The organism is Dermacoccus abyssi, assembly GCF_003515945.1.
Classification (GTDB): Bacteria; Actinomycetota; Actinomycetes; order Actinomycetales; family Dermatophilaceae; genus Dermacoccus; species Dermacoccus abyssi.
Genome location: NZ_QWLM01000001.1, coordinates 37492 through 53287 on the forward strand (window position 1 = coordinate 37492; position 15796 = coordinate 53287).

Consider the following 15796-nt stretch of genomic DNA (forward strand, 5'->3'; position numbering starts at 1 on the left):
GTCTCCTGCGGTGTCGAAATCGCTGCCGGTCGTGCTCGTCGGGCAAGCCGATGAGCCGATCAATAGGGTACGGGGGCGGCCAGGCGGGCCGCCGTCAGCGCCCCTTCGAGGACTCTACGGGCGGCGTCGAACACCGGCAGATCCGTCCGCGTGGCGGGCGAGTGTTCGGCAAACTGCGTGGTGCGCTCCGCGAGGATGACGATCTGGGTGAGCAACGGACGGGTGCGGCCGGTGTGTACGGCGTCCTCTGCCACTTGCGGGACGAGGGCGAGCGCCGCGAGGAGTCGCCGCCCGGCGCCATCCGCACTCGTGCCCGCGGCGGTTCCCGCCTCCTCGCCGGCCCCGACGCCCGCGACGGCGAGGGACGCGACCGAGTGTGCGCGTCGCACCAGAGCCAGAGTGTTCGCGTCACGGCGCGAGGCGAGGACGGACTCAGGTGCTGCGACAGGTACCGGAATCCGTTTCGGATGGGCGGCGTCGAGAAGCGCCCAGGTCAAGGCATCGAGGCCGATGCGTTCCGCGGCCGCCGCGAACGACATGGCTGCCCCGTCGATGCGAACGTCAGGCTGCACTGATTGCCACCTCGTCGTCGCCGCGTTGAGAGGGGCGAAGTCAGCCCGCAGGTGCGTGCACCACTCAGGACGCACAGCCACGTCGACGCTCAGTAGCCCCTCGTCGAAGGCCGCAAGCTCAAGCGCTCCGGGGGTCGTCTCGTCCAACGCCTGCCGAATCGCCGCGTGCGCCGCCTCGACGGAACTGGCGCGTCCCCGTTCGACCATGACGTGCGCCGCGTTGTTCGTGACGACGCCGGGTTCCTTCGACGGAGCCCACCGCCAGGCCACGCCGAGGCGCTCCCCCAGCGCCGAGGTCGTGGCCGCGTCGAACATGGGCATGAGCGTAGCGAGTGAGACAAAGTCGCTTACCGCTGGTGCGCCGCAGCTTGATCGTTCCCGCGTAGAGAATCAGGGAACACGTGCCCCCTGCAGGAACCGTCGCACCTCGCAAGCTCGGGGCTCCTCCCGAATCCTTCGCGTTACTCAGGTATTGAGGAAGGCCACCACACCTGCGCTAGCGCTTCGGCGTGACGGCCTTCCTCAACAAGTGCCCCCTGCAGGATTCGAACCTGCGCTCCCGCCTCCGGAGGGCGGTGCTCTATCCCCTGAGCTAAGGGGGCGGCGTGCGCCTGAGGCGCGACTGCACACTTTAGCAGCGTGCAGGGAGCCTCACGAACGGTCGTTCCCGAGTGACCCCGCGACCGAGCGAGCGACATCATCGCGCGTCGCCCCACGCAGTCCCGCACGCGCGGCCGGACGCTGGGTCGCATCAGCCACCTCGCCGACGAGCTCCTCGAGCACGTCCTCGAGGAAGACGACGCCGCTCGTCTCGCCGTCGTCACCGACGACCCGCGCGAGGTGGGCACCGGAGTGCTGCATCGTGACGAGCACGTCCTCCACCTCGTCCTTGGGCCGCACCGTCGCGAGCGGTCGCACCCGCCGCGGCGGGATCGGCTCGGTGTACGCCTCGTCCTGCGCGTACAGCACGTCCTTGAGGTGGATGTAGCCGCCGAGGTCACCGCGCACGCTCGTCACCGGGAATCGCGAGAAACCGTGCTTGGCGACGAGGGCGTCGACGTCCGCAGGCGTCGAGCCGAGACGCAACGTCACGAGGTCGCCGAGAGGAACGGCCACGTCCTGGGCCAGCTTGTCCGTGAACTCGAGCGCATCGCGAACGCGTCGCTCCTGCTCCGTTTCGAGCAGGCCCTCACGGTGTGACTCCTCGACGATCATCTCGACCTCCTCGGTCGAGAACGTCGAGGCGACCTCGTCCTGCGGCTCGATGCCCATCTTGCGCACGATGCCCTTCGAGACCGACTCGAGTACGCGAATGAGCGGACGCAGCGCCTTCGTGATGCGCAGCAGCGACGGCGCGAGCAACAGAGCCGCGCGGTCCGGGCCGGCGATGGCGAGGTTCTTCGGCACCATCTCGCCGAGCACGACGTGGAAGTACACGACGACGAACAGCGCGAGCAGCAGGCTGACGACGTGCGTCAGCCCGGACGGCAGCCCGGTCGCCTCGAGCGGTCCCACGATGAGATGGTGAATGGCGTCCTCGGCCACCGCACCCAGGAGCACCGAGCACACCGTGATGCCCAACTGCGAGCACGCGAGCAGGGACGCGACGTTCTCCAGCGCCTCGAGTGAGCGAGCGGCCCGTTTCGAGCCCTGCTCCGCGAGCGGTTCGAGCTGCGAGCGCCGCGCCGCCATGACGGCGAACTCGGCCCCCACGAAATAGGCGTTGCCGGCGAGCAGCAACAGCGAGATCCAGAGCATCATCGGGCGTCTCCGTCCACGCGCGTCGAACCGCCGACGACATCACCGACACCAGCGTCGGTGGTCGCGTCCGACATCGGCGTGAAGCGCACCCGGTTGACGCGGCGACCGTCCATCGACATGACGCGCAGACGCCAGCCGGGCATCGACAGCTCGTCCCCGGCGCGCGGAATCCGTCCGACCTGCTGCATGACGTAGCCGCCCAGCGTCTCGTAGGCACGATCGTCGGGCACGGGCGCACCGATGCGGTCGGCGACCTCGTCCGGACGCCACAGCCCCGGCACGGTCCACGATCCGTCGGGCAGGTGACGGCTCGCGTCCTGCAGCTTGTCGTGCTCGTCACTCACCTCGCCGACGATCTCCTCGATGACGTCCTCGAGCGTCACGACACCCGAGGTGCCCGAGTACTCGTCGACGACGACGGCGAGTTGCAGGCCGGCCCCGCGCAGCAGCACGAGGAGCGGCTCGAGCGTCACCGTCTCGGGCACGAACGTCGCCTTGACCATGAGGGCGGTGACGGGCACGTCACCGCGGCGCTCGACCGGAACGGCGATGGCCTTCTTGACGTGGACGACGCCGTCGACGTCGTCCCACCCGTCGCCGAGCACCGGGAAGCGGGAGTGCCCCGTGGAGCGCGCGAGATTCACGACGTCCTCAGCGGTAGCCGAGCGATCGACGGACTCGCAACGCACCCGCGGGCTCATGATGTCCGACGCCGTACGCTCACCGAAGTTGAGCGAACGCGTGAGCAAATCGGCCGTGCCCTCCTCGATCGTTCCCGCCTCGGCGGAGCGACGAACCATCGACGACAGCTCCTGCGGGGTACGTGCCGCGGAGAGTTCCTCCTGCGGTTCGATGCCCATCTTGCGCAGCAGGAGATTGGCCGAGCCGTTGAGCAGCGCGATGAGCGGTTTGAAGACGACGGCGAAGATCTGCACGGGTCTGGCGACGACCTTGGCCACCCGAAGCGGCGCCGAGATACCGAGGAACTGCGGCACGAGCTCGCCGAAGATCATCGAGAACAGAGCGGCCAGAATCATGGCCAGCGCGGTCGACAACGCGACGGCCGCTCCCCCACTCACCCCGAGCGCCTCGAGGGGCGTCTCCAACAGGTGACCCAGCGACGGCTCCACGAGGTAACCAAGCAACAGCGTCGTGAGGGTGATACCGACCTGAGCGGCGGACAGCTGAGTGGAGAGCTTGCGCAACGCGGCGAGAACGGGGCGAGCGCCTTCGTCACCTTCGTCGATGGCGCGCTGGACGGCGTGCCGGTCGAGAGCGACGAGCGAGAACTCGGTGGCGACGAACAGTGCCGTTCCGAGGGTGAGCAGAACTCCGAGGAGAATCAATATCCACTGCGTCATCAGGGCTTGAAATTATCACGGGGCTCATCGTGTTCTCGTCTTCCTGACCCGAACCTCGTAGCGCCCTCTCGCCCGAAGTGGCGCTGCGGGATAGGCTGGTCGTCGTATGCCGTGCATCCACCTGCGGCAGCGGCCATCAGGCCCAACCGAACGACGCACATGAAAGAGGCGCATCTGCGTGTCATCCCAGTCCCAGAGCTCTGACCTCGAGGCCTTCGGACCGAACGAGTGGCTCGTCGAAGAGCTTTACGAGCAGTACCGCCAGGACAAGAACTCAGTGGACGCCGCGTGGCAGGAGTTCTTCGCGAACTACCGCCCCGGCCAGGGCGGCTCGGGTGCCGGCACCTCCAAGTCAGCGACTTCCGACGCGGGCTCCACCGATGCGAAGTCCTCGACGTCCACGAAGTCCGACTCCGCCAAGGAGAAGACGGAGAAGCCCGCAGCAGCCGAGGCGCCGCGCGACCAGCAGCGCGCCGAGTCGCAGCAGGCGGCCGAGCCCACGAAGGACACCTCCGACCAGGGCGCGGACGACAACCAGGGTTCCCAGCAGAAGCTCGACCCCAAGCAGGCGGAGGGCTTCACGCCCCAGCCGACGCCGCGTGACCACGGCGACGCCTCGGTGGGCGACCTGCCGGAGGCCGAGGACGTCGACACCCCGCTGCGCGGTGTCGCGGCCAAGATCGTGCAGAACATGGAGGCCTCGATCGAGGTCCCGACGGCAACGTCCGTGCGCGCGGTGCCGGCCAAGGCCCTCATCGACAACCGCATTGTCATCAACTCGAACCTCGCCCGCGGCCGCGGCGGCAAGGTGAGCTTCACCCACATCATCGGCTACGCCATCGTCAAGGCGCTGCGCGTCATGCCGGAGATGAACGCCTCCCTCTCGGTCGACGAGAAGGGCAAGCCGCAGCTTCACCAGCCGGGGCACGTCAACTTCGGCCTCGCCATCGACCTGCAGAAGCCGGACGGCTCGCGCACCCTCGTCGTGCCCTCGATCAAGGGCGCCGAGCGCATGAACTTCGCTCAGTTCATGGCCGCTTACGAGGACATGGTCAAGAAGGCCCGCAACAACAAGCTGACGCTCGACGACTACGCCGGCACGACGATCTCGCTGACCAACCCGGGCGGCATCGGCACCGTGCACTCGGTACCGCGCCTCATGAAGGGTGCGGGCACGATCATCGGTGTCGGCGCGCTCGACTACCCGGCCGAGTGGCAGGGCGCGAGCAACGACACGCTCAACCGCAACGCCGTCAGCAAGATCCTGACGCTCACCTCGACCTACGACCACCGCATCATCCAGGGTGCGACGTCGGGTGAGTTCCTTCGTCAGATCCACCAGCTGCTGCTCGGCGAGCAGGGCTTCTACGACGAGATCTTCGAGTCGCTGCGCATCCCCTACGAGCCGGTGCGTTGGGTTCAGGACATCTCGGCTAACCACGACGACGACATCAACAAGGTCGCCCGCGTCCAGGAGCTCATCCACGCCTACCGCGTGCGCGGCCACCTCATGGCCGACACCGACCCGCTGGAGTACAAGCAGCGTCGTCACCCGGACCTCGACATCACGAGCCACGGCCTGACGCTGTGGGATCTCGACCGCACCTTCCCCACGGGCGGTTTCGGCGGTCAGAACTTCCTCAAGCTGCGCAAGATCCTCGGCATCCTGCGTGACTCGTACTGCCGCACCGTCGGCATCGAGTACATGCACATTCAGAACCCCGAGGAGCGGGCCTGGATGCAGTCCAAGGTCGAGCTCGCCTACGCGAAGCCGACGCAGGACGAGCAGGAGCGCATCCTGAAGAAGCTCAACCAGGCCGAGGCCTTCGAGACGTTCCTGCAGACGAAGTTCGTCGGCCAGAAGCGCTTCAGCCTCGAAGGCGGCGAGTCCGTCATCGCCATCCTCGACCGCATCCTGAGCGAAGCGGCCGAAAACGAGCTGGACGAGGTCGCGATCGGTATGCCGCACCGCGGCCGCCTCAACGTGCTCGCGAACATCGCCGGCAAGTCCTACGGCCAGATCTTCCGCGAGTTCGAGGGCACGCAGGCCCCCAACTCGGTCCAGGGCTCCGGTGACGTCAAGTACCACCTCGGCACCGAGGGCGAGTTCGTCGCCGACAGCGGCGCCAAGACGAAGGTCTATCTCGCCGCCAACCCGAGCCACCTCGAGGCCGTCAACCCGGTTCTCGAGGGCATCGCCCGCGCCAAGCAGGACCGCATCAACCTCGCCGGCACGGCGTTCACGGTGCTGCCGATCCTGCTGCACGGTGACGCGGCGTTCGCCGGTCAGGGTGTCGTCGCCGAGACGCTCAACCTGTCGCAGCTTCGTGGCTACCGCACGGGCGGCACGATCCACGTCGTCATCAACAACCAGGTCGGCTTCACCACGGCGCCCAGCGCGTCGCGCAGCTCCACCTACTCCACGGACGTCGCGCGCATGGTTCAGGCGCCGATCTTCCACGTCAACGGTGACGATCCCGAGGCCTGCGTCCGCGTGGCCGAGCTGGCGTTCGAGTACCGCCAGACGTTCAACAAGGACGTTGTCATCGACATGGTCTGCTACCGCCGTCGCGGTCACAACGAAGGTGACGACCCCTCGATGACGCAGCCGCTCATGTACAAGCTCATCGAGGCCAAGAAGAGCGTGCGTCGTCTGTACGCCCAGGCTCTCGTCGGGCGTGGCGACATGGACGACGAGCGCGCAGAGCTGCTGCTCAAGGACTACCAGCAGCAGTTGGAGCGCGTCTTCGTCGAAACGAAGGAAGCCACGAAGCAGGCGAGCCAGGACGCTCCGGCGGCCGACTCCAGCCAGGGCACCGACGCCGAGGGCCACGGCGGCCTCGAGCGCCCGTCCGCTCAGCTCGAGGACGACGCGAAGAGCGCCTACTCCTCGGGCCGCTCGTCGGCCATCACCCAAGCCGCTCTCGAGCGCATCGGTGCGGTCTGGACCAACCCGCCGGAGGGCTTCACGCTCCACCCGAAGCTCAAGCAGCTGCTCGAGCGCCGCACCAAGATGGTCGCCGACGGCGGTATCGACTGGTCGATGGGCGAGCTCATCGCGTTCGGTTCGCTGCTCATGGACGGCACGCCGGTGCGTCTGTCCGGTCAGGACACCCGCCGCGGCACGTTCGTGCAGCGTCACGCCGTCCTCATCGACAAGCAGAACGGCAACGAGTGGACGCCGCTTCGCTACCTCACCGACGATCAGGCGTGGCTGTGGATCTACGACTCGATGCTGTCGGAGTTCGCGGCGATGGGCTTCGAGTACGGCTACTCCGTCGAGCGCCCCGACGCGCTCGTGTTGTGGGAGGCCCAGTTCGGTGACTTCGTCGACGGCGCCCAGACGATCATCGACGAGTTCATCTCGAGCTCGGAGCAGAAGTGGGCGCAGCGCAGTTCCGTCGTCCTGCTCCTGCCGCACGGCTACGAGGGTCAGGGTCCCGACCACAGCTCGGCGCGCATTGAGCGCTTCCTGCAGCTGTTCGCCGAGGACAACATGACGATCGCCTACCCCTCGACCCCGGCGTCGTACTTCCACCTCCTGCGTCGTCAGGCATACGCCCGTCCGCGCAAGCCGCTCATCGTCTTCACGCCGAAGCAGCTGCTGCGCGTCAAGGCCGCCACGAGCTCGCCGGAGGACTTCACGACCGGCCAGTTCGAGCCGGTGCTGAAAGACGCAAAGCAGCTCGACCCGTCCAAGGTCGAGCGCGTGCTGCTCGCGTCGAGCCGCGTGGTCTACGACCTCGAGGCGGAGCGCGAGAAGCGCGGCGACGAGACGACCGCCATCTTGCGCGTCGAGCAGCTAGCACCGATCCCGGCCAAGGAGATCGCGGAGGCGATCAAGGAGTACCCGAACGCCGAGATCGTGTGGGTGCAGGACGAGCCGAAGAACCAGGGCGCCTGGCCGTTCATGTTCTTCAACCTGCCCGACATGCTGGAGGAGCAGGGCGAGACTCGTCGTCTGCGCGTCGTGTCGCGTCCGTCGTCCGCGTCGCCCGCCACGGGTAACAGCAAGCGTCACGCGGCGCAGCAGGCCGAGCTCGTCGAGCAGGCCTTCACCCGCTGATCGCTCAGCACTGACGAGAGCGGCGTCGCCCTTCGGGGCGGCGCCGCTCTCGTCGTCCGCGGACGTGCCGCCAGCGCGCCGGGCGACAGCGGGAAGGGCGTGACGATAAGCTGCCCACGTGTATTTCACGGATCGAGGCATCGAGGAACTCGCCCATCGGCGCGGCGAAGAAGAGGTGACGTTCGAGTGGCTGGCCGACCAGCTGCGAACGTTCGTCGACCTCAACCCCGAGTTCGAGATCCCGGTCGAGCGCCTGGCCACGTGGCTGGCGCGCCTCGACGATGACGACGACGAATGAGTGAAGGCGAAGACACCGTGGCATACCCGCACGAAGGCAGCGAACCGCAGTTCCGGCCGAGCGCCGACTTCCAGGTCACCGAGGGCGATCGGCGGATCGGCCTGTGCTTCGTCGGGGACAGCTACGTCAACGGCTACGGCGACCCCAAGGCCCTCGGGTGGGTCTCGCGCGTCGTGGCGCGCACCCCGCGCGACGGCTCGGCGCTGACGACGTACAACCTGGGTGTGCGCGGCGAGAGCTCCTCCGACGTCCTCGCCCGCTGGCGCAGCGAAACGGCCCTGCGGTGGAAGAACTGCAACGAGCGACGCCTCGTCATCGGTTTCGGTACGAACGATGTCGCGCAGGGCATGACGACGGCCCGCTCGCGCCTCAACCTCGCCAACATCCTCGACGACGCGTCGACGAACGGCATCGCGACGTTCGTCGTCGGCCCGCCGCCCACGAGCGACCCCGAGCTCAACGCGAAGCTCGAACTGCTCGTCGACGCTCACGCCGACGTCTGCGCGCGCCGCGGCGTCACCTACGTCGACTGCTTCCGCCCACTGCTGGGGCACGACCAGTGGCAGTCCGACCTCGCCGCGAGCGACGGATACCACCCCGGCCAGGCGGGCTACGGCCTCATGGCTTGGCTCGTCCTCCACGCGGGGTGGCAGGACTGGCTGAGCCTTCCCTAGTCCTGTCTTCAGGCGCGCCTACCTCGCAAGCTCGGTAGCCTCGCTCGGTGCGACAGGCCTTCGGGCCTCACGCTTCACGCGCTCGGGTCTGTGGTGCCTTCACGAACCCGCGTGGGACAAGGAATCCGCATGACCATCCGATGTTGCCTTCAAAACGAGGCACCAGTGCCCACATGCCCGCTCAACATCGGGATGGGCCCGGCGAACTCCAGGGGCGCGAGCGTGCCTGAACGGCTGTCGCACCGAGCCGGGCCCCCTCGGGGCCTGGCCGGAAGACGGCCGGAAGGAGGGTCAGTACGCGCCGTCCCTCGCGAGCACTGCGCAGACGGTCTTGAAGAGAATGACGAGGTCGCCGGAGAGCGACCAGTTCTCGACGTAGTAGAGGTCCTTGCGGACCGATTCTTCCCAGGAGAGGTTGGAGCGTCCGCCGACCTGCCAGGGGCCGGTGATACCCGGCTTCACGTTGAGGCGGCGGTGGACGTGCGTCTCGTACTCGTCGACCTCTTGCGGCAGTGGCGGGCGCGGCCCGACGAGGGACATGGAACCGGCGACGACGTCGAACAGCTGGGGCAGTTCGTCGAGGCTGTAGCGGCGCAGGACGTTGCCAACGCGGGTGATGCGTGGGTCGTCCTTCATCTTGAACAGCAGGCCGGAGCCCTCGTTCTGGGCTCGCAGTGCGGCGAGGCGCGCTTCGGCGTCCACCACCATGGAACGGAACTTCGTCATCTTGAACGGGGAGCCGTTGACGCCGACGCGTGTCTGACGGAAGAAGATGGGCCCCGGGCTGTCGAGGCGCACGGCCAGAGCGATGAGCAGGAGCAGCGGCGAGAGCAGGAGCAGCATGCCAATGGCGACGACGACGTCGAAGAGTCGCTTGAGCGAGTACTTGAGGCCGCTGTAGCGCGGCATCTCGACGCTCATGAGCGGCAGGCCCTCGATCGGACGCCAGTGGATGCGCGGGCCCGCGACATCCGTCATACGGCTCGCGAGCGCCAGACGAATGTCGGTGTCCTCGAGTTGCCACCCGAGTTCGCGAAGCTGCTTGCGGTTGACGCGGTTGTGACCCGCGACGATGACCATCGACGCGTGGTGGCTGTGCACAGCCGGCACAACATCGGCCAGCCCACCGATCTGCGGCACCACCAGTCCGTTGGCCAACTCGAAGGTCGGAACATCGTGAGTCTCGGTGGCCACCCCGCGCACGACGAGGCCGGCTTCGGGGTTACGGGTGATGCCCTCGGCGACGTAGCGAACCTCCTGCGGCGAGCCGACGACGATGACGCCGTCGACGAGCCGGAAACGACGGCGCCGTTGCACGATCCAGCGCCGGACGAGCGCACGCTCGATGAGGAGCAGTACGAGCCCGAGTGGGAGTGCGATGGCGAGGAAGCCTCGCGCCACCTGGAGACGAAGTAACTCACTGACGATGGCGAGCGCGCCGAACGTACCGAACGTCGCTCGGACGATGCCCCGGTACTCGTCGGAGCCGATGGCCAGGGCGTCGACGTGGTAGGCCTGGTTCCACTGGAGCGCCGCGACCCATCCCACGACGAGGCTGACAACGACGGCGACATACAGCTTGAACTGACCGTCGACCGCTGCGAGGGACGTCTCGGCCGTCCAGAATCGTGCGAAGAAGGCTGCCACCACACTGAACGTCACGACGGCGAGGTCGAGAACGAACAGGACGAGCACGATCTTGCGTCGCCAGTCGCTTCGCGGGGAAGCTCCCTGCTTCGCGGTCGGTGTCGTCATGGTGGTGTCAGGATTCCTCGGTCGGCCTGGGAGAAGTTGTGGGGCACGAAGCATCTTAGCGCTCACTATGCGACTCGACCTATTCCTGAATTCGAGCCACGGCGAACGCCTTGGCGGGGCCGCAAACACGACCTGAACCAGCGTTTAACGCAGGCTGGGGCGGCGTCCAGCCCAAAAAGGTCACGATCGGGAACACAAATGCGCGTAGTTCTTCCACGGCGCCAAACCGGGTGGCACTCTTAACCCACAACTGGGACGAGCGACTCGTCCCGTCCGCGGAAGGATCCTCCATGCGTACCACCACTTCGGCCGTCGCCGCTTTCGGCGCCGCCGCACTCCTGCTCTCCGGCTGTGGCTCGGACTCGCTCGATGACTCGAAGGATTCCGGTTCGGGGGGTTCGTCCTCGTCCTCGAGTGCGGCCCCGGCCGTCAAGAAGGACGATGCGCTCGCCAAGCTGGTTCCCGCCGACATCGCGAAGATGGGAACGCTCACGGTCGGCACCGACGCCTCCTACGCCCCCAACGAGTTCACGGCCGCGGACGGCAAGACGATCCAGGGCATGGACATCGACCTGCTCAAGGCCGTCGCCGCGAAGCTCGGCCTGAAGCTCACGTTCCAGAACGGTGGCTTCGACTCGCTCATCGGCGGTGTCACGTCGAACAAGTACCCGCTCGCCATCAGCTCGTTCACCATCAACGAGAAGCGCATGCAGCAGGTCTCGATGGTGCAGTACTTCAACGCCGGCACGTCGTGGGCCACCGCCAAGGGCAACCCGAAGAAGGTCGACGTCGACAAGGCCTGCGGTCTCACGATCGGCGTCCAGAAGGGCACGGTCCAGGCCGACGACGACCTGCCGGCCCGTAACAAGAAGTGCGTTGCCGAGGGCAAGAAGGCCAACAAGCTCGTCGTCGAGGCCGAGCAGTCGAAGGTCACCGCCGACCTCATCGCGGGCAAGGTCGATGCGTTCGCCGCCGACTCCCCCATCACGGCGTGGGCTGTCGCGAAGAACGAGGACAAGCTCGAAAAGGTCGGCTCCGTCTACGAGGCCGCCCCGTACGGCATCGTCGTCGCGAAGGACCAGACGAAGTTCGCCGAGGCCCTTTCGAAGGCTCTCGAGTCTCTCGAGAAGGACGGCACCTACAAGAAGATCCTCGAGCAGTGGAACAACGGTGACGGCGCCGTCAACGAGTTCCCGGTGAACCCGAAGGCCTGATCACACCCCATGTCTGGTTCCACCCCGCCCCCCGCCCCGGACGAGCAGCGGCCCGGCGTCATCGACGCCAAGCCGGTGCGACACCCGGGGCGCTGGGTTGCCGTCGCCGTCATCGCGATCGTCATCGCGATGATGATCAGTTCGTTCGTCACCAACCCGAAGTGGGACTGGCCGTTCGTCTTCAAGGTGATGAACTACTCGCCGGTGCTCGAAGGCCTGGCCAAGGGCACCATCATCGTCACTGTCGCGTCGATGATCATCGGCGTCACCCTGGGCATCCTCCTCGCGATCATGCGCCTTTCGGACAATCCCGTCCTGCGCGGCGTCTCGTTCGTCTACACCTGGTTCTTCCGCGCGGTGCCGCGTTACGTCCTCATGGTCATCCTCGGCCTCGGCGTGCTGTACCTGTACCCGACGCTCGACATCGGTGTGCCGTTCATGAAGGACTTCGGCCTGACGTTCTACTCGCTCGACGTCAAGACGATCAGCTCGGGCATCACCGTCGGCATCATCGGTCTCGGCCTGTCCGAGGCCGCGTACATGGCGGAGATCGCCGCGCGGGCATCCTGTCGGTCGACAGGGGTCAGCGTGAGGCAGCCGAAGCGCTCGGTATGGACAGCTCGAAGACGATGCGCCGCATCGTCCTGCCGCAGGCCATGCGCGTCATCGTGCCGCCCACCGGCAACGAGGCCATCTCCATGGTCAAGGACACCTCGCTGCTCGTCGCCGTCCCCGTCTCGGCCGAGCTCTTCTACCAGGCGCAGGTCGTCGCGAACAACACGTACAAGATCATGCCAAGCTACTTCGCCGCGTTGCTGTGGTACCTCATCATCTGCTCGGTGCTCATGCTCGTGCAGGCCCGCCTCGAGCGAAAGTACGGACGCGGCTTCGGCGGCTCGGCGACGGACGGCGGTCTCATGACCAAGGTCAAGTCACTGAGCTTCGGGTGACGGGGTGAACATGGAAGGCAACATGAACAAACCACTGGTCCACGCCGTCAACGTCGGCAAGTCGTTCGGCAAGAACGAGGTGCTCAAGGGCATCGACCTCGACGTGCACCCCGGTGAGGTCGTCGTCCTGCTCGGCCCCTCCGGCTCGGGCAAGACGACGTTCCTGCGCTGCATCAACCAGCTCGAGACGATCGACGCCGGCCGCATCTGGGTCGACGAGGACCTCATGGGATACCGCGACAAGGACGGGCAGCTGTACCGCCTCAAGGATTCCGAGATCGCGGCCCAGCGTCGCGAGATCGGCATGGTGTTCCAGCGCTTCAACCTCTTCCCGCACATGACGGCGCTGGAGAACGTCATGGAGGCGCCCGTGCAGGTCAAGGGGGTCTCCAAGGCGGAAGCGAAGTCGCAGGCCGTCGACCTGCTCGAGCGGGTCGGTCTCGGTGAGAAGACCGGGCACTACCCGAGCCAGCTCTCCGGCGGTCAGCAGCAGCGTGTCGCCATTGCGCGCGCTCTTGCGATGAAGCCGAAGCTCATGCTGTTCGACGAGCCGACGTCGGCCCTCGACCCCGAGCTCGTCGGCGAAGTCCTGTCGGTCATGAAGGAACTCGCTCGCGAGGGCATGACGATGGTGGTCGTCACTCACGAGATGGGCTTCGCCCGTGACGTGGCCGACCGGGTCGTCTTCATGGACGCCGGGGTTGTCGTGGAGACGGGCCCGCCGCTGCAGGTCATCAACAACCCCCAGCACGAGCGGACGAAGTCGTTCCTCGCCCGCATGCGCTCCGAGCACGATACCGTCGCGGCGCTCGTGGCCGGCGAGGCCATCTGACCCGAGGCAGCGCTCGACGCGAAGCCCGGCTGCTCCCCTACCCTGGGGTCATGCAGCTGGGCTTCGTCGTCGTCAGAGGTCGATCGATGGAACCCACGTACGTCGACGGCGACGTGCTGCTCGCCGTCTACGGCGCGCAACCGCGGATCGGCGATCCTCACGTCGTGCGGCTGCCCGACGGGCCGGAGGGGCCGCGCCCCATCGCCGTCAAGCGCGTCACCTCACGTGGCCCCGACGGCTGGTGGGTCGAACGCGACAGCACCCGTGAGGGTGTGGATTCCTGGCTGGTCGGTGCGCTCGCCGACGACGCGGTGCTGGCACGGGTGCTGTGGCCGCGAAAACCGCGCCATGTCGCGGCAATGCGACGCTGTCGCACCTTGGTTGCCACCTTTCGGAAGAAGCGAGAAAAGCGATAGGTTGGAACCAGAGTTGCTGTTCGGCAACTGTCCACCACCAGCAGAAGGAGTTCCCCATGCTGAAGCGTTTCTTCGCGCCCACCACCGAGGTCTCGGCCCACTGCGACCTGCCCTGCGGCGTCTACGACCCCGCCCAGGCCCGTATCGAGGCCGAGTCGGTCAAGGCCATCATCGCCAAGGTCGCCGACAACGACGACCCCGATTTCCGCACGCGCGCCGTCGTCATCAAGGAGCAGCGCAGCCAGCTCGTCAAGGAGCACCTGTGGGTGCTGTGGACGGACTACTTCAAGCCGCCGCACTTCGAGAAGTTCCCCGAGCTCCACACCCTCATCAACGAGGCCACGAAGCTCGCCGGTGCCACGGGCACCAAGGGTGAGTTCGACGCCGGCAAGGCCGACGAGCTCCTCGCCAAGATCGACCGCATCGCGGAGATCTTCGCCGAGACGAAGAAGGGCTGACCCTTCGTCGCACGCGTACTGCGCAACGAACGGCCCCGACACTGCCTGCGTGGCAGGTCGGGGCCGTTCGGCGTCTCGGCAGGAATCCGGCGATGTGGTCGCCAGCCTCGCATATGACAGAATGGACAGGTTGGCCCCCGACTTTCGGGGGGAATCAACCCCGACACAGGGAGTTCACGATGAGCAAGCGCGCACGCAAGCGTCGCTCGCGCAAGGGCAAGGGCGCGAACCACGGTAAGAAGCCCAACGCCTGAGCGTTGATGCAGTGAGTCACGAAGGCCCGCTCCCCCATTCGGGGTGAGCGGGCCTTCGTCATGGCTTCGGGGCGTCAGTTCTCGTAGCGCACCTGGGTGTAGCTGTAGCTGATCTGCGTCATGATCATGGACCGGAGCTGCTCCGGCGCCTGCTCACGGCCACACGCTCGCTTGACGAGCTTCTTGAGCAGCATGTCGCGCTCGTACTCCGTCAGGCACGGCGGGCAGTCGAGCAGGTGCTGACGCAGCTCCTCGTACTCCTCCGCGGAGAGTTCACCGTCGACGTAGGAGTAGAGGTTGGCGACGTAGTCGGGGCATTTGTCGCTCATTTCTTCGTCTCCCCCTTCGACTCCTTGAGGAAGCCGCGCTCACGCGCGTAGTCCTCGAGCTGCTCACGCAGGAGCTTGCGTCCGCGGTGCAGGCGCGACATCACGGTGCCGATGGGCGTGTCCATGATCTCGGCGATCTCCTTGTACGGGAACCCCTCGACGTCGGCGTAGTACACCGCCAGGCGGAAGTCCTCCGGAAGGTTCTGCAGAGCGCGCTTGATGTCGTTGTCGGGCAGGTGGTCGAGAGCTTCGTTCTCGGCCGACTTCAACCCGGTGCTCGAGTGCGCCTCGGCGCGGGCCAGCTGGTAGTCCTCCACCTCGGCCGCATCCGACTCGAGCGGCTGACGCTGCTTCTTGCGGTAACTGTTGATGTAGGTGTTGGTCTGGATGCGGTATAGCCACGCCTTGAGGTTCGTGCCCGGCTTGTACTGGTGGAAGGCCGCGAAGGCCTTCGCGAACGTCTCCTGGACGAGGTCCTCGGCGTCGCTGGGATTGCGCGTTGTGCGCAGGGCGGCGCTGTAGAGCTGGTCGAGGTACGGCATGGCATCGCGCTCGAAACGCGCGGCGCGCTCCGCCGGGGTCTCCGTGCTCGGGTCGGTGGCGGCGGAGTCCGTGGAGCTCTCGGCGTCGACCGTGGTGTTCTCACTCATCGCCTTCAACCCTAGCGCGGGTCGCGACGCGGCACGAGCGCGTTGCGGGGGCGTGGCCACGAAGCCGGCCCCAAGGCTCAGGCCGGACGGCTCCACCGGCACCACAGGTGTGACAAGCATCCTGATTCACTTTCGGTTCCTCGAAAGCCCGCGGGCGGGCTTGCTGTTCGCTCACGTCAACAGGAGGTGGACGAACGTCATTCCCG

At 66.8% G+C, this 15796-nt stretch carries 15 protein-coding genes and 1 tRNA gene; 9 read left to right on the forward strand and 7 right to left on the reverse strand.

Annotated elements, in window-relative coordinates; genetic code table 11:
- Positions 1-59: 59 nt before the first annotated feature.
- From D1832_RS00200 to D1832_RS00215, 4 genes are all read right to left on the reverse strand, one after another.
- Positions 60-887, reverse strand: coding sequence for a hypothetical protein (locus tag D1832_RS00200; protein ID WP_118912122.1), 828 nt, complete (start codon positions 885-887; stop codon positions 60-62).
- A 215-nt stretch (positions 888-1102) separates the two neighbouring features.
- Positions 1103-1174: transfer RNA gene (locus D1832_RS00205), tRNA-Arg, on the reverse strand.
- A gap of 49 nt (positions 1175-1223) precedes the next feature.
- On the reverse strand, positions 1224-2333 hold the full coding sequence (locus D1832_RS00210; RefSeq protein WP_118912123.1) for a hemolysin family protein: 1110 nt from the start codon (positions 2331-2333) through the stop codon (positions 1224-1226).
- On the reverse strand, positions 2330-3694 hold the full coding sequence (locus D1832_RS00215; protein WP_118912124.1) for a hemolysin family protein: 1365 nt from the start codon (positions 3692-3694) through the stop codon (positions 2330-2332). The genes D1832_RS00210 and D1832_RS00215 overlap by 4 nt, the downstream gene beginning before the upstream one ends.
- A gap of 178 nt (positions 3695-3872) precedes the next feature.
- Here D1832_RS00215 and D1832_RS00220 point away from each other — a divergent pair, with 178 nt between their 5' ends.
- The 3 genes from D1832_RS00220 to D1832_RS00230 all read left to right on the forward strand — a co-directional run bounded on the left by D1832_RS00220 (position 3873) and on the right by D1832_RS00230 (position 8732).
- Positions 3873-7760 (forward strand): multifunctional oxoglutarate decarboxylase/oxoglutarate dehydrogenase thiamine pyrophosphate-binding subunit/dihydrolipoyllysine-residue succinyltransferase subunit, encoded by a 3888-nt coding sequence (locus D1832_RS00220; protein WP_118912125.1) that lies wholly within the window; start codon positions 3873-3875, stop codon positions 7758-7760.
- 118 nt (positions 7761-7878) lie between these two features.
- Positions 7879-8058, forward strand: a complete 180-nt coding sequence (locus tag D1832_RS00225; protein ID WP_047310269.1) for a DUF6104 family protein — start codon at positions 7879-7881, stop codon at positions 8056-8058.
- A gap of 17 nt (positions 8059-8075) precedes the next feature.
- Positions 8076-8732, forward strand: coding sequence for a GDSL-type esterase/lipase family protein (locus D1832_RS00230; RefSeq protein ID WP_082128708.1), 657 nt, complete (start codon positions 8076-8078; stop codon positions 8730-8732).
- A gap of 291 nt (positions 8733-9023) precedes the next feature.
- Here the strand turns inward: D1832_RS00230 and D1832_RS00235 are convergent, their stop codons facing one another.
- Entirely contained in the window at positions 9024-10487 is a 1464-nt protein-coding gene (locus D1832_RS00235; protein WP_182434595.1) for a sugar transferase, read from the reverse strand.
- A gap of 290 nt (positions 10488-10777) precedes the next feature.
- Here D1832_RS00235 and D1832_RS00240 point away from each other — a divergent pair, with 290 nt between their 5' ends.
- The 6 genes from D1832_RS00240 (at position 10778) to D1832_RS16150 (ending at position 14611) form a co-directional block, all read left to right on the forward strand.
- Positions 10778-11701, forward strand: a complete 924-nt coding sequence (locus tag D1832_RS00240; RefSeq protein ID WP_118912127.1) for an ABC transporter substrate-binding protein — start codon at positions 10778-10780, stop codon at positions 11699-11701.
- A 611-nt stretch (positions 11702-12312) separates the two neighbouring features.
- A complete protein-coding gene (locus tag D1832_RS15620) occupies positions 12313-12651 on the forward strand; it encodes an ABC transporter permease subunit (RefSeq protein WP_241510785.1) in 339 nt (112 codons plus the stop codon).
- 22 nt (positions 12652-12673) lie between these two features.
- A complete protein-coding gene (locus tag D1832_RS00250) occupies positions 12674-13483 on the forward strand; it encodes an amino acid ABC transporter ATP-binding protein (RefSeq protein WP_118912318.1) in 810 nt (269 codons plus the stop codon).
- A 50-nt stretch (positions 13484-13533) separates the two neighbouring features.
- A complete protein-coding gene (locus D1832_RS00255; protein WP_118912128.1) occupies positions 13534-13899 on the forward strand; it encodes a S24/S26 family peptidase in 366 nt (121 codons plus the stop codon).
- A gap of 56 nt (positions 13900-13955) precedes the next feature.
- Positions 13956-14357: a superoxide dismutase, Ni gene (sodN, locus tag D1832_RS00260; RefSeq protein ID WP_047310274.1), complete on the forward strand. Its 402-nt coding sequence runs from the start codon at positions 13956-13958 to the stop codon at positions 14355-14357.
- Positions 14358-14536: 179 nt separating this feature from the next.
- On the forward strand, positions 14537-14611 hold the full coding sequence (locus D1832_RS16150) for a 50S ribosomal protein bL37 (protein WP_369798754.1): 75 nt from the start codon (positions 14537-14539) through the stop codon (positions 14609-14611).
- Positions 14612-14685: 74 nt separating this feature from the next.
- Here the strand turns inward: D1832_RS16150 and rsrA are convergent, their stop codons facing one another.
- Both rsrA and D1832_RS00270 read right to left on the reverse strand, forming a co-directional pair.
- Positions 14686-14940 (reverse strand): mycothiol system anti-sigma-R factor, encoded by a 255-nt coding sequence (gene rsrA / locus D1832_RS00265; RefSeq protein ID WP_118912129.1) that lies wholly within the window; start codon positions 14938-14940, stop codon positions 14686-14688.
- Positions 14937-15590, reverse strand: coding sequence for a sigma-70 family RNA polymerase sigma factor (locus D1832_RS00270; RefSeq protein ID WP_165357823.1), 654 nt, complete (start codon positions 15588-15590; stop codon positions 14937-14939). Before D1832_RS00270 ends, rsrA begins: the two co-directional genes overlap by 4 nt.
- Positions 15591-15796: the final 206 nt, after the last annotated feature.

Coding starts and splice junctions, on each gene's coding strand:
- D1832_RS00200 (WP_118912122.1), bottom strand. CDS start 887: ATGTTCGACGCGGCCACGACCTCGGCGCTGGGGGAGCGCCTCGGCGTG.
- D1832_RS00210 (WP_118912123.1), bottom strand. CDS start 2,333: ATGATGCTCTGGATCTCGCTGTTGCTGCTCGCCGGCAACGCCTATTTC.
- D1832_RS00215 (WP_118912124.1), bottom strand. CDS start 3,694: ATGACGCAGTGGATATTGATTCTCCTCGGAGTTCTGCTCACCCTCGGA.
- D1832_RS00235 (WP_182434595.1), bottom strand. CDS start 10,487: ATGACGACACCGACCGCGAAGCAGGGAGCTTCCCCGCGAAGCGACTGG.
- D1832_RS00240 (WP_118912127.1), top strand. CDS start 10,778: ATGCGTACCACCACTTCGGCCGTCGCCGCTTTCGGCGCCGCCGCACTC.
- D1832_RS15620 (WP_241510785.1), top strand. CDS start 12,313: ATGGACAGCTCGAAGACGATGCGCCGCATCGTCCTGCCGCAGGCCATG.
- D1832_RS00250 (WP_118912318.1), top strand. CDS start 12,674: ATGAACAAACCACTGGTCCACGCCGTCAACGTCGGCAAGTCGTTCGGC.
- D1832_RS00255 (WP_118912128.1), top strand. CDS start 13,534: ATGCAGCTGGGCTTCGTCGTCGTCAGAGGTCGATCGATGGAACCCACG.
- sodN (WP_047310274.1), top strand. CDS start 13,956: ATGCTGAAGCGTTTCTTCGCGCCCACCACCGAGGTCTCGGCCCACTGC.
- rsrA (WP_118912129.1), bottom strand. CDS start 14,940: ATGAGCGACAAATGCCCCGACTACGTCGCCAACCTCTACTCCTACGTC.
- D1832_RS00270 (WP_165357823.1), bottom strand. CDS start 15,590: ATGAGTGAGAACACCACGGTCGACGCCGAGAGCTCCACGGACTCCGCC.